Below are 26,430 nucleotides of genomic sequence, written 5' to 3'. Positions count from 1 at the left end.
GCAGCGCATCAACCCAGACCGCTCAGTGCATTTTCTACCGGTAGCGGCAGGGCGTTGAACCGATTGGCTCGCAGTTCCGTAATGGCATAGATGGCGCGCGCCGTGCGGCCATTTCCGTCGACAAAACTGTGGTAGCCCAGGAATGCCCCCAGCATCTGTTTGCCGAAGTGCTCATGAGTCGAATCCAGGGCTGCCAGGTGTTTTTCCAGCATCGCTGCGCCCGAAACGTTTGACGGGTAACGCGCTTGAGCAGTAGGGCTGCGCAAGGCATCTGTCGCTTCGGGCACCAGACGCCGATGCAGTTCTTTGTAAACGGCAGGGTCGGTCAGGGACTTGCCATTACCGCTGAACTCGCGAAGCAAGGTCCTGATGTTATCAACCTCGTTTCGAGAGCTCGACGCTTTCAGAATCCAGGCAGCGGCCCGATCAGCGTTGTCGGTCAAGCGGTCCGGGTTAAAGGACACATCGTCGAGAAAGCCGCTGTAAGGTGCTTGGCCAAGGTCCGAAGCGAGCAATGTTTTTTGATGTTGATTCATGGCCGTCAGGTTTTTGTACTCCACCTCCAGAAGGTCGGTGAACAGCTCCGGCAGCGTCGTGTGATCCTTGAACTGTCGCAGGTTATCCAGGGAGAACTTTTGCGCTTGCTGGCGTATCAACGAATCGACAACGTCCGAATCCAGGACATTCTTCAGCGATTGAGCGGTGTCAGACTGGCGTGCGAGGTCGGCCAACGAGCCTTCGAACACATGCTGAAGCTCCGTTGGGGGAACGTTCTCGAGCAACTTTGCATCATTGGCTTGCAGGTGCTTGAGCACATGTTCAGCGGTTTCGAGCCCGTCGCTTTTAAACAGCGCCCGCGCATGCGCTACGGTGTCGAGGCTCATGCGGATCCGCGCGGCTGCACCGGTATGGTCGAGGGCGTGCAGCAGGTTGTAGGAATGGGCGCCTGTCAGGCGATACAGCTGGGCCCTGACGACATGCGCCGCAGCGGCAGTATGACCGGCGAGTTTTATCGCGCCTCTGCCAATCAGTTTTACGCCGCCCTTGATCAGGGTCGGTACTCCGTCCAGCGGGTTCAACAGGGAAACGACGGTGCGCGTGCCAATCCGCGACGCGGACAACAATTTTGTGGCCAATGACGCGCTCTTTCCAATGGCCTTGCCCACTTGTGCCGGCACGCTGGCAAAGACAAACGCAACAAGCGCCGCGTCCATCACGCAACTGGCAATCGCGTCCCGCTGCCTGGCCGGAACACCGGAAGACAAACCTTCGATGCATTCCTTGAACGGAATGATCAAATTCAACAGCGTGTTAAAGATGTCATTGAACTTTTGCGACGCCAGTTCCTGTTCCGTGCTGTCACGGCCCATGTCCGCCAGTTCACTTTCGGTCAGGAAGGGATGCTGCCGGGCGATCAGGTCGCTGATGGCTTTTATGCGCTCGGCGTTGAAGTAAGCCATCGGTTTACTGGAGTGGGTCGGGTGCGACGCACTGTCGAATTCACCTATCTTGCGCACGAATACCGAAGACTTCGTATCACTGCGCGGCGCAGCGTTTTCAAAGTAGGCCTCCAGGTCCAGTGGCGCATCCACAATGCCGTTGTCTTCGACAAAGTTGCCCCGCGTGCCGTCCTGTTCATAAGTAAACAGGTATTGACCGATTTTCTCTCTAAGTTCTGGCGCACTTCGGCATTCAGAGCGCAACGGGAACAGTTCGAAGCAGCGAACCAGAGTACCTTGATATTCCGCACATATAATCACGCCATAACGGCCCGTTCGCTCCCGTGTCGCCTCGGGTATTGATCCTGCATAGATATGCTGTTTGTAGGCTTCTACGCGGTAGATCGCCAATCGCCCATGCTCGATAAATCTTTTGTCGGATTTCTCCATCTGTGAGAACACATAGCGAATCGAGGTCGACAGGCCGGATATCAGCTTGTTGTAGTGATTGTGCACGGCTGTTTCATATAGCTCAGCAACCGGGTACAGATTCTTGAGCCGGGGGAACTCCTGATAAATGTCGCTTCCCCTGGTACGCCCCCAGTCTTGCGTGTGAAGTTGGTCGCTCATGTACAAGTCCAACACCGACACTTTGCGTCCGCCACCGCCACCGGAGCCCCGGTGTTTGATCAGTAGTTCATGGGGGTCACAGGCCGGTACATACGTTGTCAGCTCTTTCAATGCGAGGGCTTTGCGCCGGGGAATGGGCTTGTTGATCGCGTCAAGCGCGGCAGACAGCGTCTCGACATGCTCGTTGTAGGCCTTGATGCCTTTATCGATCGTTTCGAGGCTCAGGTTGCCGTCCGCGTCGCGTTGCACCAGTCCATTCATCAATGCCCACGTAACGACCGGGTCAATCCCCGCCCTGGCGTGCAAATCGTTGAGTTGCGGGGTGAGCCCCGAGATTGGGCTAAAGCCCAGCAAGTGTTCATAGGTCATGCGCCGGGAGCAACCGGGAACAATACTTTCGGCCAGGCCCACGGCTTGGCATAGGATGACCCAGCCCGGGGTTCCGACCTTCAAAGACGGGGGTAGTTCGCGCACCAGATACTCCGGTGCCATACCCGCCAATGCCAGTTCGGCCACCAGGGGGGCGATGAGTTTATCGAGCTTGAAGTGCTGAATCAGATGCGCTTCCAGGTCGTTGCGGACATCGAAAGGCCGGCGCTGAACATGGGCAGAGGCGTAAAGGTTGAACCCTGCAAGCGTCGTGTTGGCCGTGTCTATCTCGGGATCGAGGTCCAGCAGCATGGCGGCGATCAGCAACTGCTCGACAAATTGTTTCGACGCCTTGGGGCCTGTTTCGTCGGTGAACCAACCCAGCGCATCCATGTAGTTTTGCCCGGTTTCATCCAGCAGGCGCGCGTCGCTGATCAGTCGTTGCAAGCGGTACTCGAGGCTCTGCGGCTGCTTGTCTGAGCCTGCGTTTTCCAATACCAGCGATGCGCCAAAGTACTCGGCCAACGGCATTTCGTTGCCGGTCAGTTGCTCGGTGACGTCACGAATAATCGCGCGTTTGCTCTTGGTTAACGCAAAGGGCGAATCTTCTGGAGCGTCCAGCAGCTCCCAGTAGCTACCCGTGTCGGGCAGGTCCGGCATAACGGCGAAGTTGAGCAGGTCAATCAGCGCTTTGGTACTTTCTTCATCGGTGGGCAGTGGCAAGTTATGAAAACGCAGCCATTGGCCAACGGCAATTCGATCATTGGAAGAGATGAAACCGCCCATGAGCGTGGCCATCTTTGCCAGTAACGCCAGATTCTGTTTGAACTCGGCAACGTCGGTAATATGAGCCGTGATGTCGACGCGCGCGAAGAAGCGGTTGGTGACCTGTTCAGTCACATCGCCAGGGCGGCTAAAAGAACTGATGTCTTCCCGGACGTAATAAAGACGGCCTTCCTGGTCAACATGAAAACTGGCGTGTTCGTGGATAAATTGTTCGGCGCGGATGTTCATGAAGTCGGGCTGTCGAATCATTCGCGACAAAAGAAGGGCGCTGCTGTGATGAACTTCATGGAAGGCGGAGTTGGGCACGCAGGAAACGGCCAGTCGATCCCACGGCCACACCAAGGTCTGGTGAATGTCCTCATCCGACATGGCGTTGGTGAGCGCTTCGGTAATCGCCATCCGTTGGCGTTCATCGCCGGAAGTCAGGTGGGTCTGTCTTTGCAATTGCATGATTTAAGTTCCATCTTCGAGTGAATAAGTTCCCTGGTTGGCGGGAACTTGCCCATTACGCTAATAGAACTGATGCGCGTTGTCGTTTTGGGTATATATCCATATATGTATAAAACAGGCGCGGAGTGAACGGCGTGTCGGGTGATGTGCGAAATGACTTAGTGGGAGTGATGTATTGCAGCATGTATATAAGAAAGTTTGCCGCGTGTTCTTTTGTTAATGATGGCTGATATCAACATTTATATTGCCCCGGCGTCGCCGCCAAATGCTGTTTAAATACCCGTTGAAAATGCGCCTGATCGGCAAACCCGGCTTCAAGTGCCACATCGGCAATCAATTTGCCGCTACGCAACTGCTCTCGCGCGAACTGGATTCGCTGGTTGAGCACAAACGCGTGGGGCGTCATACCGTAATGCTGCTTGAACGCGCGGATCAGGTAGGAAGGCGACAGCTGTGCGGCCGCGCAAATGTCTTCGAGCTTGAGCAGTTGCGTGCAGTTGTCACGGATGTACTCGGCGGCCCGTTCCAGTTTGAAATTGGACTCGCGCAGTGGTTGGTCACCAGGGTTGAGGCGCTGTTGCACATCGGTGAAAAACTCCACCGCGGCGCTGTGTTTGCGCAGGATGTCGTGCTGTTCATCGACCAATACTTCATACAAACCCTTGAGCCCGGCAAACAGATCGGCGTCGTGCAAGTGAGTGATCGAAAACCGCCGAAACGCCTGGTCCTGGCCAAACCCTAGCTGATGCTGCAAATCGGTCAGCCAAGGCGTCTCGACGTACAGCATCAGGTACGACCACGGTTGGTCATCGATGGGATTGCAGGCGTGGACATCACCGGGATTCATCAGCACCACGGTGCCGGCACTGACCTGGAGTTGCGATTGCTCGTGGAGGTAGGTACTGCGCCCGGCCGTGATCGCACCGATGGAAAAATGCTCATGAGAATGCCGGGTGTAACAGACCTCGCGACCGTCGGCGATGGAACGGGCTTCGATGAAGGGCAGGGCGTCGTCGCGCCAGAAGCGCGGGGCTTTGTCAGCGTCTTTGGCAACGGCGGGCTTCATGGTCAGCGTCCTCGGCAGGTCAGCGTCGAAGTGTATTAGCTCTCGCCGTCAAAGGCTCGCTGCAGCGCTGCAATATCGAGTTTTTTCATCTGCAACATCGCCGTCATGGCGCGTTGGGATTTTGCCGTGTCAGGGTCTTTCATCATGTCCATCAGGGCCACCGGTACGATCTGCCAGGACACGCCGAATTTGTCCTTGAGCCAGCCGCATTGCTGGGCCTCAACAGGCCCGCCCGCGGACAGACGCCCCCAGAAGTGGTCGACTTCTTCCTGAGTATGGCAATTGACCTGGAATGAAACCGCTTCATTGAACTTGAATATCGGACCGCCGTTGAGGCCGGTAAAACTCTGTCCGTCCAGTTCGAAACTGACCGTCATCACCGAGCCTTCGGGCCTGCCGTGAATCTCCTGGCCGGCCTTACCGTAGTGGGTGGTGGCGCTTATTTTCGAATGATCGAAGATCGCACAGTAGAACTTCGCGGCCTCCTCGGCTTGATCGTCGAACCACAGGCAGGGCGTGAGTTTTTGAACGCGGTGCATGGTGAAGCTCCTCTACGGATTACTCAGTCTGGACTTTCAGCGTAGTCAGCCGCGGGTCGTCTGGCCGTACCGTAGATCGACAAGTTGAAAGAGTTTCCTTTGGCGACGGAATCAACAATGTCGGTATGACCCGATAGCCGCTAGACTTGCCGACCTGGTTTGCCGCAAGGACGCTCTGCATCATGCTTACCTCTCGATTACTGGCTGTTTCCTGTCTGCTGGCTGCCGCTGCTGTAAACGCTGGGCCGTTGACGTATCACCTCACGGACCCCGCGAAGAAATACGTCATCGATGTGCAGTTTGCACAGCCACCCACCCAGACTTTCGACGGCGCTCCTGCGCTGATTACGTTGCGCAAAAGGGCCGGTGGGCAGGTGGTGCAGCGCATCGAGTCAGCCGAAGCGTTCGCCCTGTTCAAGCCAGGCCGAAAAGCGTCGGAGTTCGACCGGAACCTGGCGTATGCCGATCAAAATTTGCTGTTGTTCGGCGATTTCAATTTCGACGGGCGACAAGATCTGGCCGTACGCAATGGCAATGACGCGAGCTATGGCGGCCCTTCCTACGACATCTATCTGTTCGATCCCGAGAGTCCGACGCTCGTGTTGAGCAAGCCCTTTTCCGCACTGACCCGTGACGAAAATCTGGGCATGTTCGGCATCGACCCGGTCACCAAAAGCCTGCATACCCAGTCCAAAAGTGGTTGCTGCTGGCACCAGAGCGCGACCTGGCAAATACAGGACAACCGTCCTATGAAGGTGGCCGAGAAAACCGAGGTGGTGCAAAAGCCCTCGCAAGCCAGCCCGTTCATGCCTTATGGCTATGTGGACGTCACCGATCGTGAACTGAAGTCCGGCCAATGGACGGAGCGTCGTCGCCTCGAGGGTCCCGTCAGTGAAGCGCCGGTCATGTTGCGCGGTACCCTCGACGACAAGATCCCCGTTGAGCTGTGGTGGCAACGTCAGGGTGATGTCTACGTCGGGGAAGTTCGCTACAAGAAGACCGGCAGTGGTAAACCGATCCGGTTGGTGGGCAATACCTATGAAGATGGCGGAATCGTTCTGCGTGAACTGGACGACGACGGTCAGATGATCGGCAACTGGTTCGTCGAAGGCACGCCGAACGAGCAGGGCAGCCAGACCGGCACGTGGATCAACGGCTCCCGCCAATTGAGCATCAATGTCAGGCCGACCGCGTTCAAAGTCGCCGCGCAAAAGCTTGAGCGGGTAGCAGACAGTCAGCGAGAAGGGCGCTACCTCGTGAGCAATGTCCAGGATCGGCGTGTCGGCGAGTTGACCCTCAAAGTAGTGCCGGGGATCGACAATGGCCCCGAGATGGCAGACATCAACCTGAGCATTTTTCAGCTCAAGGATCCGCCCGTTGAAGTCCATCATCAGTACCCATTGCTCGCCGGCAACCTCGTCATCGCGCGGGACCCCGAGGGCGACCCGCTGTTTCGCCTGCAATTGCTCAACGGCGCCGCAGAAGTGACCGGTTTTGGTGAGTATCAGAAGTACAGCGCGGCTTACGTGAAACAACCTTGATGTTGTCGTCTTCTGGCGCAGCATTGGCGGGGTAAAGGTCTGGTCGGCGCCGTGGCCTGAAGGCGCAGGTTCAGCTGCGGCCCAGGCCTCCTTTTTCAGCGATCCAGCGGGTGGCCAAATCAATAAAGGCCCGCAGTTTTGGCTGTGTCTGGGTACGGCTGGGGAAGTACAGGTACAGCGCCGAGCTGAGTGGCACAAAGGGCTGCAACACCCGTTCCAGGCGTCCATCCGCCAACTCGTCGGCAATCTCCAGATCACAGGCGTAGGCCAGGCCCGAACCGCTGCGAGCGGCTGCCACCAACAACCGGCGGTCATTGACGATCACGCCGCCCTCGACGCCCACGGTGAAGTCCCGACCCTCGCGGCGAAACTCCCAGCGATGCGCGCTGCCGGAGGTCGAGAAGCGAAAGCCGATGCATTCATGTCGGGTCAGGTCTTCCGGGCTGTCCGGTTTTCCAGCCTTGGCGAAGTACGCCGGGGAGCCCACCACCGACCATTGCAGGTCAGGTGTCAGACGCACCGCGATCATGTCTTTTTCAATCGACTCTCCCAGGCGAATCCCGGCATCGAAGCCGCCGGCCATCAGGTCGACCGTAGCGTCGTCCAGGGAAATATCGAGAGTGACTTGCGGGTACGCCTCGCGGAACAGCGGAATCAGCGGCTCCATCAACAAAGCCCCGGACAATCGTGGGGCCGTGAGTCGCAGCGTGCCCATGGGCTGATCACGAAAACCGCTGAGCACCGCCAGCGCTTCATCGATTTCACTGGCCGCCGGACGCAAGCGGGCAAACAGACTGGCGCCGGCTTCGGTCAGCGCCACTCGGCGCGTGGTGCGCTGAAACAGCAGCACGCCGGTGCGTCGTTCCAAGAGCTTGATCGCATGGCTGACGGCGGTGGGGGTAACGGCTAGCCGAGTCGCGGCCAGGGTGAAGCTTTTGTGCTCGGCGACCGCGAGAAACTCGGTCAAACCATCAAACGGATCGTGATTCATATCAGCGCCATTATGAAAGAGCGTTTCATAGTGCTTGTAACACGAGGGCATTTTTCTGACCAATGTTCCTGCGTACCTTGTGCTTACCCCAACGGCCTACAAGGATTCGCGATCATGACCACTTCCCAAAACTTCAAACGTGTCTGGCTCATCACCGGTGCTTCTCGCGGTATCGGCGCCAAAATCGCTGCCGCCGCGCTGGCCAATGGCGACGCCGTGGTCGCCACCGCTCGTGACGCCAACAGCATCATCCAGCGTTTTGGCGAGCAGCCAGGTTTGCTGGCCGCCACCCTTGATGTGACCAACGAAGCCCAGGGCGTTGCGGTCGCCAACGCGGCCATCGAGCACTTCGGGCGCATCGACGTGCTGGTCAACAACGCCGGTTTCGGCGTGCTCGGCGCGGTGGAAGAAGCCAGCGCCGATGAAGTGCGCCGCGTGTACGAAACCAACGTCTTCGGCTTGCTGAATGTCACGCGCGCCGTCCTGCCGCACATGCGCGCCGCTCGCCGTGGGCATGTGATCAATCTCTCATCGGTGGGTGGTTACAGGTCGGGGCCGGGCTTTGGCGTCTATTGCTCGACCAAATTTGCCGTCGAAGGCTTGAGCGAGGCGCTGCACGCCGAGCTGGCACCGCTGGGCATCAACGTGACCATTGTCGAGCCCGGCTACTTCCGGACTGAATTCCTCGAAGGCAATTCGCTGGTTGAATCTCCGGCTTCGATCACCGACTACGACAGCACGGCGGGTGAGGTGCGCAAAATTGCCAAGGCCGTGACCCTGAATCAGCCCGGCGATCCGGACAAGCTCGCCCAGGCCATGATCACCCTGGTGCAAGCGCAAAAAGCCCCGCTGCGCTTACCGCTGGGCAGCGACTGTGTCGCAGCGATCGAAGCCAAGAACACCTTCGTCGCTGAGGAGCTGCAGACGTGGCGCGAGCTGTCGGTGTCCACCGACTTCTAAGCCCCGAACCGAGTTACTTCAGTCTTCTTTGTGTGACCGGTGGTCGATGAACCTGTCTCGCCCGGCAATTTGCGCTTAGCTGTAGGGATAACCCTGCCCCTTGTAGGAGCCGAGCTTGCTCGCGATGGCGTCAGGTCTGACACACCGCGTTATCGTTCATCGCGAGCAAGCTCGGCTCCTACAAAGGGCGTAACGGCGGAGCCCGGAGAGAGCCCCTTCAGAACACCGTGAGTCTGAGGAAATTCGCAAATGCTGACCCTTAACATCAATGGCAAGGACCAGGCGCTGGATGTCCCCGCAGACATGCCGCTCCTGTGGGTCCTGCGCGATGTCGCGCACCTGACCGGCACCAAATTCGGTTGCGGTATGGCCCAATGCGGCGCCTGCACCGTGCACGTCGACGGCGCGCCGCTGCGCTCCTGTGTCACCCCCGCCACAGCCGTGGCCCATGGGCAAAAAATCCTCACCATCGAAGGCCTGTCCACCGACGGTTCACACCTGGTGCAACAAGCCTGGGCCGAACTTGACGTGGTGCAGTGCGGTTATTGCCAGTCCGGGCAGATCATGTCGGCCGCCGCGTTGTTGGCGAAAATCCCCAAGCCCACCGACAGCGACATCGATCAGGCGCTGTCCGGCAACATCTGCCGCTGCGGCACCTACCCGCGGATCCGCGCAGCGGTCAAACGCGCCGCCGAGATCGGTTGATGCCACGCTGAAGGGAGTCTGAACAATGAACAACCTCAATCCTCTGTCACGCCGCGGTTTCCTCAAGGGCAGCGCGGTGCTGGGCGGTGGTCTGGTGGTGGCGTTTGTCATCCCCGGTGGCCATCGCTTTGCGGTTGGCGCCGAGAATCAAGGCAATGTATTTGCGCCCAATGCGTTTTTACGGATCGGCAATGACAACAGCGTCACCATATTGCTCGGCCATTCGGAAATGGGCCAGGGCATCTGGACCGGCCTGACCATGCTGATCGCCGAAGAACTGGACGCCGACTGGTCGAAGATCCGCGTCGAACATGCACCCGCTTCGGCCGCCGAGTATGGCCTGGCCGGGTTTGGCGGGATGCAAATCACCGGTGGTTCGACCTCGACCTGGATGGAATTTGATCGCTACCGTCAGGCCGGTGCAGCGGCGCGTTTGATGTTGATCGACGCGGCGGCCAAACGCTTCAACGTCGCGCCCTCCGGGATTCTCACCGAGTCGGGTGTGGTGATTGCCGGTGACCAACGCGCCACCTACGGCGAACTGGCCGATGACGCCGGCAAGCTGCCGGTGCCGGATCCGGCGTCGATCAAGCTCAAGGAGTCCAAGGACTGGAAAATCATCGGCAAACCGACCAAGCGCCTGGACACCCCGGAAAAAATCACCGGCCGTGCCAAGTTCGGTATGGACGTGCAGTTCGACGGGCTGATGACCGCCATGGTCGCGCGCTCGCCGGTGTTCGGTGGCAGCGTCAAATCCTTCGAAGGCGCCGAAGCGCTGGCGATTCCGGGTGTGCACAAAGTGGTGCAGGTGCCCACCGGGGTGGCGGTGATTGCCGATCATTACTGGGCGGCGAAGCTGGGGCGTGATGCGTTGAAGGTCGATTGGGACCTGGGGCCGAACACCGGGCTCGACAGTCAGACGCTGCTGGAAAGCTTCCGCAAACTCGCCGCCACCCCTGGCGCTTCGGCCAGTCAGGCCGGTGATGTCGCGGCGGGTCTGGGTAAAGCGGCGAAGACCATTGATGTCGAATACAGCGTGCCGTACCTGGCCCACGCACCGATGGAGCCGCTCAACTGCACAGTGAAAATCACCCAGGACAAATGCGAAATCTGGACCGGTACCCAGTTTCAGACGCTGGATCAAATGGTCGCCGGGAAAATCACCGGGCTCAAACCCGAGCAGGTGGAGATTCATACCGAGTTTCTGGGCGGCGGTTTCGGTCGCCGGGCCAATCCGACCTCGGACTTTGTCGCCGAAGCCGTGGAAGTCGCCAAGGCTGCGGGCGCGCCGGTGAAAACCGTCTGGTCCCGGGAGGATGACATTCGCGGTGGCTACTACCGCTCCGCGTTCCTCCATCAGGCCCGCATCGGCCTCGATGCCGGCGGCCTGCCGATTGCCTGGAAGCATGTGATGGTCGGGCAGTCGATCATGGCGGGCACGTCATTCGAGGCGACCATGGTCAAGAATGGCATCGACAAGACCTCTGTCGAAGGGGTCGCCGACAGTCCTTACCTTGAAGGGTTGGCGAATCATCAGGTTTATCTGCATTCGCCGCAAACCGGCATCCGCGTGCTCTGGCTGCGTTCGGTAGGGCACACCCACACCGCGTTTGTGATGGAGTCGCTGATCGACGAACTGGCAGAGGCGGCCGGCAAGGATCCGGTCGAGTACCGACGAACCTTGCTCAAGGACCATCCGCGGCATCTTGGCGTGCTGAACCTGGCCGTCGAGAAAGCCAACTGGAAGGCGCCACTGCCGGACGGCCATGCGTTGGGAGTCGCGGTGCATGAGTCTTTCGGCAGCTATGTCGCCCAAGTGGCCGAGGTGTCCCAGGACAACCTGGCAATCCGCGTGCATCGGGTGGTGTGTGCGGTGGATTGCGGCATTGCGGTCAACCCGATGAGCATCGCGGCGCAAATGGAATCGGCCATCACCTTCGGCCTCGGATTTACCTTGCACAGCAAACTGACCTTCAAGAACGGGCAGGTGGTGCAATCCAATTACCACGACTATCAAGTGCTGCGGCTCAACGAAATGCCGGTGGTGGAAGTACATATCGTGCCCAGCAGCGACAAACCCGGCGGCATCGGTGAGGCCGGTGTGCCGCCCACGGCGCCGGCAGTGGCCAACGCGGTGTTCGCCCTGACCGGCCAACGCTTGCGCGAACTGCCGCTGCAACTGTCGGGGGTGTGAGATGAGACGACATCTGATGCTTGGCGCGGTGGTGTTGATCGGCCTGGTCGGCTACGCCGAGGACCTGTTTGCTGACGATAAGGAAGCGATCAAGGCGTTCGATACCGTGCAAAAGGTCTTCCAGAGCCCGCGCTGCCAGAACTGCCATATTCCCGGCGATTCGCCGTTGCAGTTCGACGCCGGGATCCCTCACGCCATGAATGTCGTGCGGGGCATGGACGGCAAGGGCGCGGCGGGGTTGCCCTGCGCTACCTGCCACGCCGAGAGTAATCCGCCGGCCAGTTACGGCGCTCACGCACCGCCAGGGGCGCCGCACTGGAGCTTGCCGCCCGCCGCGCACAAAATGGCCTGGATCGGTCTGCCGGCCGATAAATTGTGCGCAATGATCAAGGACCGTTCCAGTAACGGTGACCGCGATTTCGCCGCGCTGATCAAGCATGTCAGCGACGACAAATTGGTGCTCTGGGGCTGGAATCCGGGTCAGGGAAGGGCGCCGGTGCCGGTGCCACACGACATTTTCGTCACCCAGTTCAAACTTTGGGCTGACGCGGGAGGGCCATGTCCGGTCGTGGGTAGTTGACCGGCGGTCCGTTAACAGGGAGTCAAAGCGGGTATGGACGACTCTAAGAACTATACCCGCCAATGGAGTGAGTAATGCTGATCCCAGGCAAACCGGTAAAACCAGGCGCGTGCGCCGACCCGTTGCGCACGCCACTGCAGGAGCGCGAGCTGCTGCGTGACTTGGCCCGCAAGGCCGAGGAGGAACTGATGGGCGTGCAGATGGCGAGCATGGACGAGTTGACCCTGCTCTCCAACCGACACGGTTTTACAGCGCTGGCCCAACAAGGGCTGGATGTCTGCCACCAGCTGAAAAAGCCAGCGACGCTGCTGCTCTTCAATATTGATGACTTCAAACACATCAACTATCTCTATGGTCGTGCCGAGGGCGACAACGCCCTGAAAACCTTCGCCGATGTGCTGCGCATTGCCTTTCGCGAGAGCGATGTGATCGGCCGGTTGGGCAGCGACAAGTTCGTCGCGTTGCTGACCGGCTCAAGCGTTGTGGAAATACCCGCGATCAGGGCGCGACTCGAAGAAATACTCGAAGAGCGCAATGCCACGGTGCATCGCGGTTATGACATCCACTACAGCGTCGATCAGATCGAGTTTCATCCTGCGCTTCACGAGACGGCCGAGGGCTTACTGGCCGCGCTCAGTGAGCAAATCGGCAGCGACCCGTTCGGCCACCCGTAGCAACGAACCGTCATTTCTGAACCGGCCGATCATCTGTAAACCGATCGGCATCGATCCTTGCGCGCGAACCAGCGGGATATTCACCTGCGGCCAGCCGAATGCGCCCCAGAACTTGATGAAATCCGATGGCCCGGTGCTTTCCAGACCCACGGGCGCGACCATTCCGCAGCAGGGGCCGAGCATCGCGTCGTAGGGTTGGCACCGTTCATTCAGACGAGGTGCAAGCGCGGCCAACCGGGCCTTGGCAGCGGACTCCTGTTCCCAGGTGGTCGCCGCCGCCCGGTCGAACATTGCCAAGGTCGAAGGGCTTAGCAGTGCGCGGTGTCCCTGAAACTCCTTCGCCAGAGAGCGGGCGCCTTCGCAGTCGTTGATTAACAGGTGATCGTCGAATACCCCGGCAAATTCATCCGGCAGTTGCACGTCGTCGACCTGATGGCCGGCGCTGCGCAAGTGGTCCACGGCCTGTTCCAGGGCGTTGGCCACCTCGGGGTCGACCTGATCCCAGCGCGCTGTGCGATAGAAGCCCAATTTCAGAGGGCGTGGTTCAACCTCAGGCACTGCAAAACCTGGAATCAACACCCGCGCCACCAAGTGCAGATCCCGCACCGAGCGACCGTACCAGCCTACGGTGTCGAAGCTCGGCGCCAGCGGCTTTACGCCTTCCAGCGATACCAGGCCAAACGACGGTTTGAACGCGAACAGACCGCAATAGGACGCCGGTTTCAGCAGTGAACCGGCTGTCTGGGTGCCCAGCGCCACCGCAAAGAAATCCGCTGCCATCCCGGCCGCCGAACCGGCGCTGGAGCTGCCCGGCGTGCGGTCCTGGTCATGCGGGTTGCGGGTCGGGCCGGTGTGCATGTACGCAAATTCAGTGGTGTGGGTCTTGCCCATGATCAGCGCGCCGGCCTGGCGGAGCAGGGTCACCACATGGGCATCCCGGGCCGGTTGATGACCGGTATAGATGGGCGAGTTGAATTGCGTCGGATGGTCGGCACTGTCGAAGACATCCTTCACCCCCACCGGGACCCCCGCCAGCAAGCCACGACTGTTGTGCAACGCAGCATCGGTGCGTATTTTTCGGGCATCGAACGAGACGAAGGCCTGGATGTCCGGCTCCAGCGCCTGAATGCGCTCCAGGACCGTTTCGGCGATGGCGGCGGCGGTCGTCTCACCCTTGATCACGGACTGACTGAGGGTCGTGGCATCCGGGACGGGGCGGATCATTTGGCGAACAACTGAGTGATGTCCTTGAACGCCTTGAACTCCAGCGCATTGCCGCAAGGGTCGAAGAGAAACATCGTGGCTTGCTCACCCACCAATCCCTGAAAGCGAATGCCCGGTTCGATGACGAATCGGGTATCGAGGGCTTTCAGGCGTGCGGCCAGAGCCTCCCAATCGTCCATCCCCAAGACCACACCAAAATGCGGCACTGGCACGTTGTGGCCGTCGACGGCATTGGTGTGAGCGGCTTCTTGAGAAGCGTTTTTCGGTGCCAGGTGAATGACCAACTGATGGCCGAAAAAATTGAAATCGACCCAATGATCGCTTGAGCGACCTTCTTCCAGGCCGAACACTTCGCCATAGAAATTGCGTGCGGCAGTCAAGTCGTAGACCGGGATGGCCAAGTGGAAAGGGGATAGTTGCATCGGATGTGCCTCGGCTGTCTGGATTCAGACTGAGTTTAGCGCTGTGCTTTTTGATTGAAAGACGATAGTTTTTGCGTCGAGCTCAAATTATTTCGATCAATCGAGAACGTCTATGTTGCGCGAATTGAAAACCTTCATTGCCGTCACGCGCTATGGCACGTTCGCGGCGGCCGGGATGCACATCGGGCTGACGCAGTCGGCGGTCAGCGCGCAGATGCGCAATCTGGAGCAGGCCTTGGGTATTCGATTGTTCGACCGCACCGGACGTCAGGCGATTCTCAATGCGGCGGGGCAGCGCGCGTTGCCGATGGCGCGGGAGATCCTTGAGACCTTCAGCCGCATGGCAGTCAGCGATGATGTCAGTGAGTATCGCGGCGAGTTGAAAATAGGCGCGGTGGCCACGGCCCAGACCGGACTGCTGCCCCAGGCGTTGCTGCGCCTGAGGCAACAGGCACCGTTGCTGGAGCCGAAACTGGTGCCCGGTGTGTCGCTGAACCTGTTGAGCCAGGTGGACACCGGTGAGGTGGATCTGGCGATCCTGATCAAACCGCCGTTTGAGTTGCCCAAGGAACTGTCAGCGCAGGTCATCCGCAAGGAACCGTTTGTATTGATCGTGCCGGCGGACCTGGAAGGCGATGAGCCGTTGCAGATCCTCGCGAGCCATCCGCATGTGCGCTACGACCGCAATTCGTTCGGTGGAAGACTGGTGACGCGGTTTTTGCGTGAGCAGCAGATTGATGTGCAGGTGGCTTTGGAGCTGGATGAGCTGGAAGCCATCGTGAAGATGGTTGAATGCGGGTTGGGAGTGTCGCTGCTGCCCGAGGCCGGGCTCTGGCTTGAGCATCGCGCGAAGGTCCGGATCATCCCGTTGGGCGAGCTGACGTTCTACCGCGAGATAGTCCTGTTGCAGCGCTACAGCCAGCGCACACAGCCGATCCAGCAGCTATTTTCCAGTTGCCTGACACCGATCGATGGTTAAACACAAAAAACCCCTGTGGGAGTGAGCCTGCTCGCGATAGCGGACTGACATTCAAAATTGATGTCGACTGACACTCCGCTATCGCGAGCAGGCTCACTCCCACAGGGGTTCTACATCAGGTCGCAAATCGCAGGCATAAAAAACCCGCCTGAAGAGGCGGGTTTTTTATTTGGCTACCCGAAGATTACTCTTCGAGGCTGCCCATGGCCGTGGTGTTGAAACCACCGTCCACGTACATGATTTCGCCGCTGATGCCGGACGCCAGGTCCGAGCACAGGAAGGCGCCGGCGTTGCCGACTTCGTCGATGGTGACGTTACGACGCAGCGGAGTTTGCGCTTCGTTGGCGGCCAGCATCTTGCGGAAGTTCTTGATGCCGGAAGCGGCGAGGGTGCGGATCGGGCCAGCCGATACGCAGTTGACGCGGGTGCCGTCCGGGCCCAGGGAGCCGGCCAGGTAACGAACGCCAGCTTCCAGGGAAGCCTTGGCCATGCCCATCACGTTGTAGTTCGGCATGGTGCGCTCGGCGCCCAGGTACGACAGGGTCAGCAGGCTGCCGTTGCGGCCTTTCATCATTTCGCGACCAGCTTTGGCCAGGGCCACGAAGCTGTAGGCGCTGATGTCGTGAGCGATGCGGAAACCTTCACGGGTGGTGGCTTCGGTGAAGTCGCCATCCAGTTGGTCGCCCGGGGCGAAGCCGACGGAGTGCACGATGCAGTCCAGGCCGTCCCACTTCTTGCCCAGCTCAACGAAGACCTTGGCGATTTCTTCATCGCTGGCCACGTCGCACGGGAAGCACAGGTCAGGGTTGGAACCCCAGCTTTGTGCAAACTCTTCGACACGACCCTTGAGTTTGTCGTTCTGATAAGTGAAGGCAAGCTCAGCGCCCTCGCGATGCATGGCGGCAGCGATGCCGGATGCGATGGACAGCTTGCTGGCGACACCGACGATCAGTACGCGCTTACCGGCGAGAAAACCCATGTGTTGCTCCTCTCTTTCAGGTTATTGCGCAGTGGCTGGGGCCAGGAAAGCGGCTTCCAGCAACTGCTGTGTATACGGATGTTTGGGGGACGCGAAAATACTTTGCGCGTCTCCCTGTTCGACCACTTGGCCTTGCTTGACCACCATCAGCTGGTGGCTCAGCGCTTTGACGACAGCCAGGTCATGGCTGATAAACAGATACGTCAGGTTGTACTTGGTTTGCAGTGAACGCAAAAGCTCCACCACTTGACGTTGCACTGTCCGGTCGAGGGCCGATGTCGGCTCGTCCAGCAGAATCAACGCCGGTTTTAGCACTAATGCCCGGGCAATGGCGATTCTCTGCCGTTGCCCGCCGGAAAATTCGTGGGGGTAGCGGTGCCGGGTTTCCGGATCCAGACCTACCTCCTTGAGTGCCGCAATAATCGCCAGCTCCTGTTCCGCCTCGGTGCCCATCTTGTGGATCCGCAGGCCTTCGCCGACGATCTGGCTCACACACATCCGTGGGCTCAGGCTGCCGAACGGGTCCTGAAACACCACCTGCATCTGCCGACGCAGCGGCCGAACCTGTTGCTGCGTCAGGCAGTCTAGCTGCTTGCCTTCAAAACGGATGGCGCCTTTGCTGCCGATCAGCCGCAAAATCGCCAAACCCAGTGTCGACTTGCCCGAACCGCTTTCTCCCACAATCCCCAGGGTCTGGCCTTGGGGCAGGCTGAAATTGATTCCGTCCACCGCTTTGATGTGGTCGACGGTCTTTTTCAGAAAGCCCTTCTTGATCGGGAACCAGACTTTCAGGTCCTCGACTTGCAGCAAGGGCGGACCAATCACATTGGTCGCTGGCTTGCCGCTGGGCTCCGCTGCCAGCAGTTCCCGAGTGTACGGATGCTGCGGTGCGCGGAACAACTCTTCGCACGATGCCTGTTCGACGATGCAACCGCGCTGCATGACACATACGCGATGCGCAATTCTTCGCACAAGGTTCAAATCGTGACTGATCAGTAATAGCGCCATGCCCAGCCGGGCCTGTAATTCCTTGAGCAATTCGAGGATTTTCAGCTGTACGGTGACGTCCAGCGCGGTGGTCGGCTCGTCGGCGATCAGCAGTTCCGGCTCGTTGGCCAGGGCCATGGCAATCATCACTCGCTGCCGCTGGCCGCCAGACAATTCGTGGGGCAGCGCCTTGAGACGCTTCTCGGGCTCCGGGATGCCGACCATTTCCAGCAGCTCCAGCGTGCGCTTGGTCGCGACTTTGCCGATCAGGCCTTTGTGAATGCCCAACACTTCGTTGATCTGCTTCTCGATCGAGTGCAGCGGATTGAGCGAGGTCATCGGCTCCTGGAAGATCATCGCGATCCGGTTGCCACGGATGTGGCGGATGGTTTTCTCTTTCAGGCTCAGCAGGTTTTGCCCGGCGTACTCGATGGTCCCGGACGGATGCCGGGCGAGCGGGTAGGGCAGCAGCCGCAGGATCGAGTGGGCGGTCACCGATTTGCCGGAGCCGCTTTCGCCCACCAGCGCCAGGGTTTCGCCACGCTTGATATCGAAGCTCACGCCTTCGACCACCCGTTGAACGCGCTCGCCGACGACAAATTCGACGGCCAGGTCGCGCACTTCGATCAGATTGTCCTGATTCATTTCACTTCCTCGGGTCGAAGGCATCGCGAGCGGACTCGCCGATGAACACCAGCAAACTCAACATCAACGCCAGCACGGCAAACGCGCTCATGCCAAGCCACGGCGCTTGCAGGTTGGATTTGCCCTGGGCCACCAGCTCACCGAGGGACGGCGCGCCAGGCGGCAGACCGAAGCCCAGAAAGTCGAGAGCGGTCAGGGTGCCGATGGCGCCGGTCAGAATGAACGGCATGAAGGTCATGGTCGAGACCATGGCGTTGGGCAGGATGTGGCGGAACATGATCGCACCATTCTGCATTCCCAATGCCCGCGCGGCGCGCACGTATTCCAGGTTACGCCCACGCAGGAATTCGGCGCGGACCACATCCACCAGGCTCATCCACGAGAACAGCAGCATGATCCCCAGCAGCCACCAGAAATTCGGCTGGACGAAGCTGGCGAGAATGATCAGCAGGTACAGCACCGGCAGCCCGGACCAGATCTCCAGAAAACGCTGCCCGGCCAAATCCACCCAGCCGCCGTAGAAGCCCTGCAAGGCCCCGGCAATCACGCCGATGATCGAGCTGAGAATGGTCAGGGTCAGGGCGAACAGCACCGAAATCCGGAAGCCATAAATTACCCGCGCCAACACGTCACGGCCCTGATCGTCAGTGCCCAGCAGGTTGTCGACGGAGGGTGGCGCCGGGGCCGGGACTTTCAGGTCGTAGTTGATGCTTTGATAGCTGTAGGGAATCGGCGCCCACAGCACCCAGGCGTCTTTTGCCTTGAGCAATTCGCGGATGTACGGGCTCTTGTAGTTGGCTTCCAGCGGGAATTCGCCACCGAAGGTGGTTTCCGGGTAACGCTTGAGCGCCGGGAAGTACCAGCCGTTGTCGTAATGCACCACCAGCGGTTTGTCGTTGGCGATCAGTTCGGCGCCGAGGCTCAGCCCAAACAGCAGCAGAAACAGCCACAGCGACCACCAGCCACGCTTGTTGGCCTTGAACAGTTCGAAACGTCGGCGATTGAGAGGGGACAGATTCATCTCAATGCTCCCGGCTTTCGAAGTCGATGCGCGGATCGACAAAGGTGTAAGTGAGGTCACCGATCAATTTCACCACCAGCCCCAGCAGGGTGAAGATAAACAGCGTGCCGAAGACCACCGGGTAATCGCGGTTGATCGCCGCCTCAAAACTCATCAGCCCCATGCCGTCGAGGGAGAAGATCACTTCCACCAGCAACGAACCGGTGAAGAAGATCCCGATAAACGCCGACGGGAACCCGGCGATCACCAGCAGCATGGCGTTGCGGAATACATGGCCGTAGAGCACGCGGTGGTTGGTCAGGCCTTTGGCCTTGGCGGTGACCACGTATTGTTTGTTGATTTCGTCGAGGAAGCTGTTCTTGGTCAGCAGGGTCATGGTCGCGAAGTTGCCGATCACCAGCGCCGTCACCGGCAATGCCAGGTGCCAGAAGTAATCGAGCACCTTGCCGCCCATGCTCAACTCATCGAAGTTGTTGGAGGTCAGCCCTCTGAGCGGGAACCAGTCGAAATAGCTGCCGCCGGCGAACACCACGATCAGCAGGATGGCGAACAGAAATGCCGGGATCGCGTAACCGACGATAATCGCCGAACTGGTCCAGACGTCGAAGTGGCTGCCGTGTCGCGTCGCCTTGGCGATCCCCAGCGGGATCGACACCAGGTACATGATCAGCGTGCTCCAGAGCCCGAGGGAGATCGACACCGGCATCTTTTCCTTGATCAGGTCGATGACCTTGGCGTCGCGGAAGAAGCTGTCGCCGAAATCCAGCGTCGCGTAGTTCTTGATCATGATCCACAGCCGTTCCGGCGCCGATTTGTCGAAGCCGTACATGTGCTCGATTTCCTTGACCAGCGCAGGGTCCAGGCCCTGGGCGCCGCGATAGGCGGAGCCCGCCACCGAGACTTCGGCACCGCCACCGGCGATGCGGCTGGTGGCGCCTTCGAAGCCTTCGAGCTTGGCGATCATCTGCTCCACCGGCCCGCCGGGAGCGGCCTGGATGATCACAAAGTTGATCAGCAAAATGCCGAGCAAGGTCGGGATGATCAGCAGCAGTCGCCGAAAAATATACGCCAGCATCTGATTACTCCGTGCCCGCAGGGTCGGCTTGCAGTTTGGTTTCGACTTCTACCGCAGGTTTGGCATCGGGCTTGATCCACCAGGTATTAATGCCGATGTCGTACTTGGGGGAGATTTTCGGGTGGCCGATGTGGTTCCAGTACGCCACGCGCCAGGTCTTGATGTGCCAGTTGGGGATCACGTAATAGCCCCATTGCAGCACGCGGTCCAGTGCGCGGGCGTGGGCCACCAGGCTTTTGCGCGAATCGGCGTTGATCAGTTGCTCGACCAACTGGTCCACCACCGGGTCTTTGAGGCCCATGGAGTTGCGGCTGCCGGGTTTGTCGGCGGCGTCGGACATCCAGAATTCGCGTTGTTCGTTGCCCGGTGAATTGGACTGAGGGAAGCTGCCGACGATCATGTCGAAGTCCCGTGAACGCACGCGGTTGATGTACTGCGAGACGTCGACCCGGCGGATCACCAGGTCGATGCCCAAGTCGCTCAGGTTGCGCTTGAACGGCAGCAGCACCCGCTCGAATTCGGTCTGGGCCAACAGGAACTCGATGGTCACCGGTTTGCCATGGGCGTCGACCATCTTGTCATCGACAATCCGCCAGCCTGCCTCTTGCAGCAGTTGATAGGCTTTGCGCTGCTGGGTGCGGATCATCCCGCTGGCGTCGGTCACCGGGTTCTGGAACGCCTCGCTGAACACCTGCTCGGGAATCTTGCCGCGGAACGGGTCGAGGATCGCCAGTTGATCGGCGTCCGGCAAGCCGCTGGCAGCCATTTCCGAGTTCTCGAAGTAACTGCGGGTGCGCGCGTAGGCACCGTTGAACAGTTGCTTGTTGGTCCATTCGAAATCCAGCAACAGGGTCAGGGCCTGGCGCACGCGCACGTCCTGGAACACCGGGCGGCGCAGGTTGAATACGAAGCCTTGCATGCCGGTGGGGTTGCCGTTGGGGATCTGCTCCTTAATCAACCGGCCCTCAGTGACGGCCGGGATGTTGTAGGCGTTGGCCCAGTTCTTTGCGGCCATTTCGAGCCAGTAATCGAACTGCCCGGCCTTGAGTGCTTCCAGGGCCACGGTGTTGTCGCGGTAGTAGTCGGTGGTCATCACGTCGAAGTTGTAGAACCCGCGGTTGGCCGGCAGGTCCTTGCCCCAGTAATCCTTGACCCGCTCATAGCGCACCGAACGCCCGGCCTTCACTTCGCTGACCTTGTACGGGCCGCTGCCCAACGGCATTTCCAGGTTGCCCTTGGTGAAATCGCGCGTCGCCCACCAATGCTTGGGCAGCACCGGCAACTGGCCGAGGATCAGCGGCAGTTCACGGTTGTTGTTGTGTTTGAACTTGAACAGCACGGTCAGCGGATCTTCAGCGACCACTTCCTCGACATCGCTGTAGTAACCGCGGTACAGCGGCGCGCCGTCCTTGATCAGGGTCTGGAAGCTGAACACCACGTCCTCGGCGCGCATCGGATGCCCGTCGTGGAAGCGGGCTTCGGGGCGCAGGTAGAAACGTACCCAGCTGTTGTCCGGGGCTTTTTCGATCTTGCCGGCGACCAGGCCGTACTCGGTGAACGGTTCATCCAGGCCCTGTTTGGCCAGGGTGTCGTAGATCATGCTGATGTCGTCGGCCGCGACACCTTTGTTGATGAAGGGATTGAGGCTGTCAAAGCCGCCGAAACCGGCCTGACGGAAGATCCCGCCCTTGGGTGCGTCGGGGTTCACGTAATCGAAATGTTTGAAATCGGCCGGGTACTTCGGCGGTTCGTTGTACAGGGTCAGGGCATGTTGCGGGGCGGCACAGGCCAGCCCGGCGAACAACAGACCGCTGGCCTGCAAGAGCAGGGTGCGTACGGGTTTCATCGATCTTTCTCCGAAGATTTCAACCACCATGCGCTCAGGCCCAATGTGTAGGGCGGCGTAGTGACGAAGGCGAACCGGTTGCGGTAGGCCAGGCGGTGATAATTGAGGTACCAGTTGGGAATGATGTAGTGCTGCCACAGCAACACCCGGTCCAGGGCCTTGCCGGCGGCGACTTGTTCATCGCGGGTCTGGGCGGCGAGCAATTGTTCGAGTAAATGGTCGACCACCGGATTGGCAATACCGGCGTAGTTTTTGCTGCCCTTGACCCCGACCTGGCTGGAATGGAAGTACTGCCATTGTTCCAGGCCCGGACTGAGCGTCTGGTTGAGGGTCATCAGGATCATGTCGAAATCGAACTGATCGAGGCGTTGCTTGTACTGGGCGCGATCGACTGTGCGCAGCCGGGCGTCGATGCCGATGCTGGCGAGGTTCTCGACGTAAGGCTGAAGGATGCGCTCCAGGTTCGGGTTGACCAGCAGAATCTCCAACCGCAACGGTTGGCCAACGGCGTTCTGTACGTGTTGACCATTGAGCTTCCAGCCAGCCTCGGCAAGCAGGCCCAGGGCCTTGCGCATGGTTTCCCGGGGGATGCCGCGCCCTTGGGTCTGCGGCAGGCTGAACGGCTCGGTGAAGAGCTTGGCGGGTAACTGCTCGCGATACGGCGTCAGCATCAGCCATTCATGGCCGACCGGAAGGCCCGTCGCGGAGAACTCACTATTGGGGTAGTAGCTCATGGCGCGCTTGTAAGCGTCGCTGAACAGCGTGCGGTTGGTCCACTCGAAGTCGAACATCAGGCCCAGCGCTTCTCGGACTTTGGTCTCGGAGAAGGCCGGGCGCCGGGAGTTCATGAACAGACCCTGGCTCTGGGTCGGGATCTGATGCGGGATTTGCGCCTTGATGACGTCGCCGCGTCGCACCGCCGGGAAGTTGTAGCCGTTTTCCCAGTTCTTCGCCTGGTGCTCGATATAGATGTCGAATTCGCCCGCCTTGAAGGCTTCGAACGCGACGTCACTGTCGCGGTAGAACTCGACTTCCATGCGGTCGAAGTTGTATTTGCCGCGATTGACCGGCAGGTCCTTGCCCCAGTAATCCTTGACACGTTCGAAAATGATCCGCCGCCCTGGCTCTACTGAGGTGATGCGATACGGCCCGCTGCCCAGCGGCGGTTCGAAAGTGGTGGCCTTGAAGTCGCGACCTTTCCAGTAATGCTGGGGCAGCACCGGCAATTCGCCGAGGCGCAGGATCAGCAACGGATTGCCGGCGCGCTTGAAGACGAAACGGATGCGCTGCGGATTGAGGATATCGACCCGCGACACTTCCTGAAGGTTGGTGCGGTATTGCGGATGGCCTTCCTTGAGCAGCAAGCGGTAGGAAAACGCCACGTCATAGGCGGTAATCGGCGTGCCATCGTGGAAACGCGCTTCTGGGCGCAGATTGAACACCACCCAGCTGCGGTCTTCGCTGTATTCCACGGATTGGGCGATCAGACCATAGCTGGAGGTGGGTTCATCGCCGGACGGCGCGTACTGGCCAGTGCCGACCATCAACGGTTCATTGAGCTCGTTGATGCCGTATTGCAGGAAGTTCGGTGTGGAAACCGGGCTTGAACCCTTGAACGTGTAGGGGTTGAGCGTATCGAAGGTGCCAAACGCCATCACCCGCAACGTACCGCCCTTGGGCGCTTGCGGGTTGACCCAGTCGAAGTGGGTAAATCTGGCCGGGTACTTGAGCGTGCCGAACTGCGCATAACCATGGCTTTCGCTGATCGTCGCGCTTGCGGGGGAGCTCAAGGCCAGGCTGATCAGGAGCAGGAGGAGGGGACACTTCAAGTCAGGGATCCGATCCAGGCGGCTTGGGCTTTGTGGCCCGTACAGTAACAGCTTGTATCGACAGGAAAAAGACGGGTGCTGAAAGCGGTGTCGGGGCACAAAAAAAGATCGCAGCCTTCGGCAGCTCCTACATGCGTTTACATTCGTAGGAGCTGCCGTAGGCTGCGATCTTTCTGGGTTTCACGTCAATCAGTGTGGGGAAGCCACCGTCAGCATCTGGCCGGGCTTCAGCGCCTGGCCAACACGTGGGTTCCAGCGCTTGAGGTGCTGCATTTCAACGTTGAAACGCTTGGCCACCATGTACAGCGAGTCGCCTTGCTTGACCTTGTACTGGGTCTGCGGCTTCTGTTGGTCAGCTTTGCTGTTCGCCGCCACGACGGTGTTGACCCGGCCGCTGCTGCGCTTGGCGGTGTCCTGCATGACCAGTGTCTGGCCGGCCTTGAGGTTCTTGCCGGTCATCTTGTTCCAGCGCTGCAGGTCCTTGACGTCGACCTTGTTGGCCTTGGCGATGGCGGCCAGGTTGTCGCCGCGTTTGACGCGGTAGGCACGTTTGAGGCCGGCGATTTCGGAGTCGTCCGAGCCTTCGAAGACCGGCTTGAGCGACTTCTTGCTGATCAACTCTTCAGGACGCATGGTCGACAGGCTGGCAGTCAGCAATTGCGCCTTGGACGTTGGCACCAGCAAATGCTGTGGGCCATCGATGGTGGTGCGCTGCTTGAAGGCCGGGTTGAGCTGGAACAGTTCGTCTTCGTCGATGTTAGCCACCGCGGCGACCTTGGACAGGTCCATGCGCTGGTTGATTTCGACGACCTGGAAGTACGGTTCGTTGGCAATCGGGTTCAGGTTCACGCCGTAGGCTTCAGGTGCCAGCACCACTTGCGACAAGGCCAGCAGCTTCGGCACGTAGGCCTGGGTTTCGGCCGGCAGCGGCAGGTTCCAGTAATCGGTCGGCAAACCGAGCTTTTCGTTGCGCTCGATGGCCCGGCTGACCGTGCCTTCGCCGGCGTTGTACGCCGCCAGGGCCAGCAGCCAGTCACCGTTGAACATGTCGTGCAGGCGGGTCAGGTAATCCATGGCCGCGGTGGTCGAGGCGGTGATATCGCGACGGCCATCATAGAAACGGGTTTGACGCAGGTTGAAGTAACGCCCGGTGGAAGGGATGAATTGCCACAAGCCAACCGCGTCGGACCGGGAATAGGCCATCGGGTTGTAGGCGCTTTCAATCACTGGCAGCAGCGCCAGTTCCAGCGGCATGTTGCGTTCTTCAAGGCGTTCGACGATGTAGTGAATGTAGAGGCTACCGCGTTCGCCAGCGTTTTCGAGGAAGGACGGGTTGCTGGCGAACCACAGGCGCTGTTGCTCGATGCGCGGGTTGACACCCACGTTGTCCTGCAACTGGAAGCCCTGGCGCATGCGCTCCCATACATCTTGCGGAATTTGTGGAGTCGGTTTTTCGCTGAGCCAGATAGGTTTCTGCTTGGCCCGGGCGGCGATGTTCGGAGTGTGTGCCGCGTCGGTCTGCGGCACATGGCTTGAGCAGCCCGCCAGAGTGGCGGACACAGCCACCGCGATGGCTTGAGCCAGGCGGGTCAATGCGTCTGAATTGATGGCTTTACGAATAGATGACGACATTGGCTGGAAGTAAGTTCCGGGCAAAAATGTCGGGCGATTCTAGAAAGCGTACCCCCTGCGGTCAACCATTCAGAATTTTTGTACCAGCGTGATGGCTACTTAGAACTTATCTTTCCAAGCACGCAGAGCAGCAAAAACCGCACTCGGAGCCCGGTTTTGGGTTCCATTCCGTTCGTCCACTTTTTCTTTAACGGATGTTTCGTCAACACGCAAAAACGGGTTGGTTAGCTTTTCAAGCGCCAGAGTAGAGGGCAGCGTCATGATTCCGGCTTCACGTAGCGCGGTGACTTTTTCCAGACGTGCGGCGGTGTCCGGATTGCCCGGTTCGACCGCCACGGCAAACTTCAGGTTGCTCAACGTGTATTCGTGAGTGCAGTAGACCAGCGTATCTTCAGGCAGCGCCGCGAGGCGGCTCAGCGAGTGATGCATTTGCTCCGGCGTGCCTTCGAACAAGCGCCCGCAACCGGCGGCGAACAGGGTGTCGCCGCAAAACAAATGGCCCTGGTGATAAAAGGCAATGTGTCCGAGGGTATGGCCCGGTACGTTGATGACATCGAAGTCCCAGCCCAGCACGCTGATGCGGTCATTGTCCTTGAGTGCCACGTCCCGCGCCGGGATGCTTTCACTGGCCGGGCCATAGACTGTCGCGTCTGTCGCTTTTTTCAGCTGCTCGACGCCGCCGACGTGGTCATGATGATGGTGAGTGATCAAAATATCACTCAACACCCAACCCGGATGCGCTTCAAGCCAGGCCTGCACTGGCGCGGCATCGCCTGGATCGACCACTGCGCAGCGCTGGGTGCGGTGGTCTTGTAATAACCAGATGTAGTTATCGGTGAAGGCGGGCAGGGCACTGATCTGTATCAT

General features: G+C 59.5%; 21 protein-coding genes. 7 read left to right on the top strand and 14 right to left on the bottom strand.

Annotated elements, in window-relative coordinates; all coding sequences use genetic code 11:
- Positions 1–8: 8 nt before the first annotated feature.
- From PMI27_RS21015 to PMI27_RS21025, 3 genes are all read right to left on the bottom strand, one after another.
- Complete coding sequence (locus tag PMI27_RS21015) at positions 9–3,674, bottom strand: hypothetical protein (RefSeq protein WP_008152050.1); 3,666 nt, start codon at positions 3,672–3,674, stop codon at positions 9–11.
- A 232-nt stretch (positions 3,675–3,906) separates the two neighbouring features.
- The gene (locus tag PMI27_RS21020) at positions 3,907–4,740 is read right to left on the bottom strand and encodes an AraC family transcriptional regulator (RefSeq protein ID WP_008152052.1); all 834 of its coding nucleotides are present in this window, start codon (positions 4,738–4,740) and stop codon (positions 3,907–3,909) included.
- Positions 4,741–4,775: 35 nt separating this feature from the next.
- Positions 4,776–5,279 carry a VOC family protein gene (locus PMI27_RS21025; RefSeq protein ID WP_008152054.1) on the bottom strand — a complete coding sequence of 168 codons (504 nt, stop codon included), beginning with the start codon at positions 5,277–5,279 and terminating at the stop codon, positions 4,776–4,778.
- Between the two features lie 182 nt (positions 5,280–5,461).
- On the opposite strand from PMI27_RS21025, the gene PMI27_RS21030 reads away from it, so the two are divergent.
- Positions 5,462–6,820 (top strand): XAC2610-related protein, encoded by a 1,359-nt coding sequence (locus PMI27_RS21030; protein ID WP_008152057.1) that lies wholly within the window; start codon positions 5,462–5,464, stop codon positions 6,818–6,820.
- Positions 6,821–6,890: 70 nt separating this feature from the next.
- On the opposite strand, the gene PMI27_RS21035 is transcribed toward PMI27_RS21030, so the two are convergent.
- A complete protein-coding gene (locus PMI27_RS21035) occupies positions 6,891–7,811 on the bottom strand; it encodes a LysR family transcriptional regulator (RefSeq protein WP_033053125.1) in 921 nt (306 codons plus the stop codon).
- A gap of 114 nt (positions 7,812–7,925) precedes the next feature.
- Here PMI27_RS21035 and PMI27_RS21040 point away from each other — a divergent pair, with 114 nt between their 5' ends.
- The 5 genes from PMI27_RS21040 to PMI27_RS21060 all read left to right on the top strand — a co-directional run bounded on the left by PMI27_RS21040 (position 7,926) and on the right by PMI27_RS21060 (position 12,924).
- Positions 7,926–8,771, top strand: coding sequence for an oxidoreductase (locus PMI27_RS21040; RefSeq protein WP_008152062.1), 846 nt, complete (start codon positions 7,926–7,928; stop codon positions 8,769–8,771).
- 249 nt (positions 8,772–9,020) lie between these two features.
- Positions 9,021–9,476 (top strand): (2Fe-2S)-binding protein, encoded by a 456-nt coding sequence (locus PMI27_RS21045; RefSeq protein ID WP_008152063.1) that lies wholly within the window; start codon positions 9,021–9,023, stop codon positions 9,474–9,476.
- Positions 9,477–9,501: 25 nt separating this feature from the next.
- Positions 9,502–11,670 (top strand): xanthine dehydrogenase family protein molybdopterin-binding subunit, encoded by a 2,169-nt coding sequence (locus tag PMI27_RS21050; protein WP_008152067.1) that lies wholly within the window; start codon positions 9,502–9,504, stop codon positions 11,668–11,670.
- A 1-nt stretch (position 11,671) separates the two neighbouring features.
- Positions 11,672–12,250, top strand: a complete 579-nt coding sequence (locus PMI27_RS21055; RefSeq protein WP_033053124.1) for a hypothetical protein — start codon at positions 11,672–11,674, stop codon at positions 12,248–12,250.
- A 74-nt stretch (positions 12,251–12,324) separates the two neighbouring features.
- Positions 12,325–12,924 (top strand): GGDEF domain-containing protein, encoded by a 600-nt coding sequence (locus PMI27_RS21060; protein WP_008152073.1) that lies wholly within the window; start codon positions 12,325–12,327, stop codon positions 12,922–12,924.
- Here the strand turns inward: PMI27_RS21060 and PMI27_RS21065 are convergent.
- On the bottom strand, positions 12,871–14,148 hold the full coding sequence (locus PMI27_RS21065) for an amidase (protein ID WP_008152077.1): 1,278 nt from the start codon (positions 14,146–14,148) through the stop codon (positions 12,871–12,873). The genes PMI27_RS21060 and PMI27_RS21065 overlap by 54 nt on opposite strands.
- Complete coding sequence (locus PMI27_RS21070) at positions 14,145–14,570, bottom strand: VOC family protein (RefSeq protein ID WP_008152078.1); 426 nt, start codon at positions 14,568–14,570, stop codon at positions 14,145–14,147. Before PMI27_RS21070 ends, PMI27_RS21065 begins: the two co-directional genes overlap by 4 nt.
- A 112-nt stretch (positions 14,571–14,682) precedes the next feature.
- Between PMI27_RS21070 and PMI27_RS21075 the strand changes: the two genes are divergently transcribed.
- Entirely contained in the window at positions 14,683–15,549 is an 867-nt protein-coding gene (locus PMI27_RS21075) for a LysR family transcriptional regulator (RefSeq protein ID WP_008152080.1), read from the top strand.
- 184 nt (positions 15,550–15,733) lie between these two features.
- Here PMI27_RS21075 and fabI read toward each other — a convergent pair whose 3' ends face one another.
- From fabI to gloB, 8 genes are all read right to left on the bottom strand, one after another.
- Positions 15,734–16,528: an enoyl-ACP reductase FabI gene (fabI, locus tag PMI27_RS21080; RefSeq protein ID WP_008152082.1), complete on the bottom strand. Its 795-nt coding sequence runs from the start codon at positions 16,526–16,528 to the stop codon at positions 15,734–15,736.
- 21 nt (positions 16,529–16,549) lie between these two features.
- A complete protein-coding gene (locus tag PMI27_RS21085) occupies positions 16,550–18,160 on the bottom strand; it encodes an ABC transporter ATP-binding protein (RefSeq protein WP_008152084.1) in 1,611 nt (536 codons plus the stop codon).
- Position 18,161: 1 nt separating this feature from the next.
- Complete coding sequence (locus PMI27_RS21090) at positions 18,162–19,181, bottom strand: ABC transporter permease (protein WP_008152087.1); 1,020 nt, start codon at positions 19,179–19,181, stop codon at positions 18,162–18,164.
- Position 19,182: 1 nt separating this feature from the next.
- Positions 19,183–20,256: a microcin C ABC transporter permease YejB gene (locus tag PMI27_RS21095; protein ID WP_008152088.1), complete on the bottom strand. Its 1,074-nt coding sequence runs from the start codon at positions 20,254–20,256 to the stop codon at positions 19,183–19,185.
- A gap of 4 nt (positions 20,257–20,260) precedes the next feature.
- Positions 20,261–22,102 carry an extracellular solute-binding protein gene (locus PMI27_RS21100; RefSeq protein ID WP_008152090.1) on the bottom strand — a complete coding sequence of 614 codons (1,842 nt, stop codon included), beginning with the start codon at positions 22,100–22,102 and terminating at the stop codon, positions 20,261–20,263.
- Entirely contained in the window at positions 22,099–23,931 is a 1,833-nt protein-coding gene (locus PMI27_RS21105) for an extracellular solute-binding protein (RefSeq protein WP_008152092.1), read from the bottom strand. The genes PMI27_RS21100 and PMI27_RS21105 overlap by 4 nt, the downstream gene beginning before the upstream one ends.
- Positions 23,932–24,120: 189 nt before the next feature.
- The gene (locus PMI27_RS21110) at positions 24,121–25,563 is read right to left on the bottom strand and encodes a transglycosylase SLT domain-containing protein (RefSeq protein WP_008152094.1); all 1,443 of its coding nucleotides are present in this window, start codon (positions 25,561–25,563) and stop codon (positions 24,121–24,123) included.
- A gap of 99 nt (positions 25,564–25,662) precedes the next feature.
- A complete protein-coding gene (gene gloB, locus PMI27_RS21115) occupies positions 25,663–26,430 on the bottom strand; it encodes a hydroxyacylglutathione hydrolase (RefSeq protein ID WP_008152096.1) in 768 nt (255 codons plus the stop codon).

Origin of the sequence: Pseudomonas sp. GM41(2012) (assembly GCF_000282315.2) — a bacterium.
Taxonomy (GTDB): Bacteria; Pseudomonadota; Gammaproteobacteria; order Pseudomonadales; family Pseudomonadaceae; genus Aquipseudomonas.
This window is presented reverse-complemented; position numbering and strand designations above follow the sequence as displayed.

What these genes read in the sequence shown, in the direction of transcription:
- PMI27_RS21045 (WP_008152063.1), top strand. Translation starts at nt 9,021, where the DNA reads ATGCTGACCCTTAACATCAATGGCAAGGACCAGGCGCTGGATGTCCCC.
- PMI27_RS21090 (WP_008152087.1), bottom strand. Translation starts at nt 19,181, where the DNA reads ATGAATCTGTCCCCTCTCAATCGCCGACGTTTCGAACTGTTCAAGGCC.
- gloB (WP_008152096.1), bottom strand. Translation starts at nt 26,430, where the DNA reads ATGATACAGATCAGTGCCCTGCCCGCCTTCACCGATAACTACATCTGG.
- PMI27_RS21065 (WP_008152077.1), bottom strand. Translation starts at nt 14,148, where the DNA reads ATGATCCGCCCCGTCCCGGATGCCACGACCCTCAGTCAGTCCGTGATC.
- PMI27_RS21055 (WP_033053124.1), top strand. Translation starts at nt 11,672, where the DNA reads ATGAGACGACATCTGATGCTTGGCGCGGTGGTGTTGATCGGCCTGGTC.
- PMI27_RS21095 (WP_008152088.1), bottom strand. Translation starts at nt 20,256, where the DNA reads ATGCTGGCGTATATTTTTCGGCGACTGCTGCTGATCATCCCGACCTTG.
- PMI27_RS21085 (WP_008152084.1), bottom strand. Translation starts at nt 18,160, where the DNA reads ATGAATCAGGACAATCTGATCGAAGTGCGCGACCTGGCCGTCGAATTT.
- PMI27_RS21110 (WP_008152094.1), bottom strand. Translation starts at nt 25,563, where the DNA reads ATGTCGTCATCTATTCGTAAAGCCATCAATTCAGACGCATTGACCCGC.
- PMI27_RS21020 (WP_008152052.1), bottom strand. Translation starts at nt 4,740, where the DNA reads ATGAAGCCCGCCGTTGCCAAAGACGCTGACAAAGCCCCGCGCTTCTGG.
- fabI (WP_008152082.1), bottom strand. Translation starts at nt 16,528, where the DNA reads ATGGGTTTTCTCGCCGGTAAGCGCGTACTGATCGTCGGTGTCGCCAGC.
- PMI27_RS21025 (WP_008152054.1), bottom strand. Translation starts at nt 5,279, where the DNA reads ATGCACCGCGTTCAAAAACTCACGCCCTGCCTGTGGTTCGACGATCAA.
- PMI27_RS21060 (WP_008152073.1), top strand. Translation starts at nt 12,325, where the DNA reads ATGCTGATCCCAGGCAAACCGGTAAAACCAGGCGCGTGCGCCGACCCG.
- PMI27_RS21075 (WP_008152080.1), top strand. Translation starts at nt 14,683, where the DNA reads ATGTTGCGCGAATTGAAAACCTTCATTGCCGTCACGCGCTATGGCACG.
- PMI27_RS21070 (WP_008152078.1), bottom strand. Translation starts at nt 14,570, where the DNA reads ATGCAACTATCCCCTTTCCACTTGGCCATCCCGGTCTACGACTTGACT.
- PMI27_RS21030 (WP_008152057.1), top strand. Translation starts at nt 5,462, where the DNA reads ATGCTTACCTCTCGATTACTGGCTGTTTCCTGTCTGCTGGCTGCCGCT.
- PMI27_RS21100 (WP_008152090.1), bottom strand. Translation starts at nt 22,102, where the DNA reads ATGAAACCCGTACGCACCCTGCTCTTGCAGGCCAGCGGTCTGTTGTTC.
- PMI27_RS21040 (WP_008152062.1), top strand. Translation starts at nt 7,926, where the DNA reads ATGACCACTTCCCAAAACTTCAAACGTGTCTGGCTCATCACCGGTGCT.
- PMI27_RS21050 (WP_008152067.1), top strand. Translation starts at nt 9,502, where the DNA reads ATGAACAACCTCAATCCTCTGTCACGCCGCGGTTTCCTCAAGGGCAGC.
- PMI27_RS21035 (WP_033053125.1), bottom strand. Translation starts at nt 7,811, where the DNA reads ATGAATCACGATCCGTTTGATGGTTTGACCGAGTTTCTCGCGGTCGCC.
- PMI27_RS21015 (WP_008152050.1), bottom strand. Translation starts at nt 3,674, where the DNA reads ATGCAATTGCAAAGACAGACCCACCTGACTTCCGGCGATGAACGCCAA.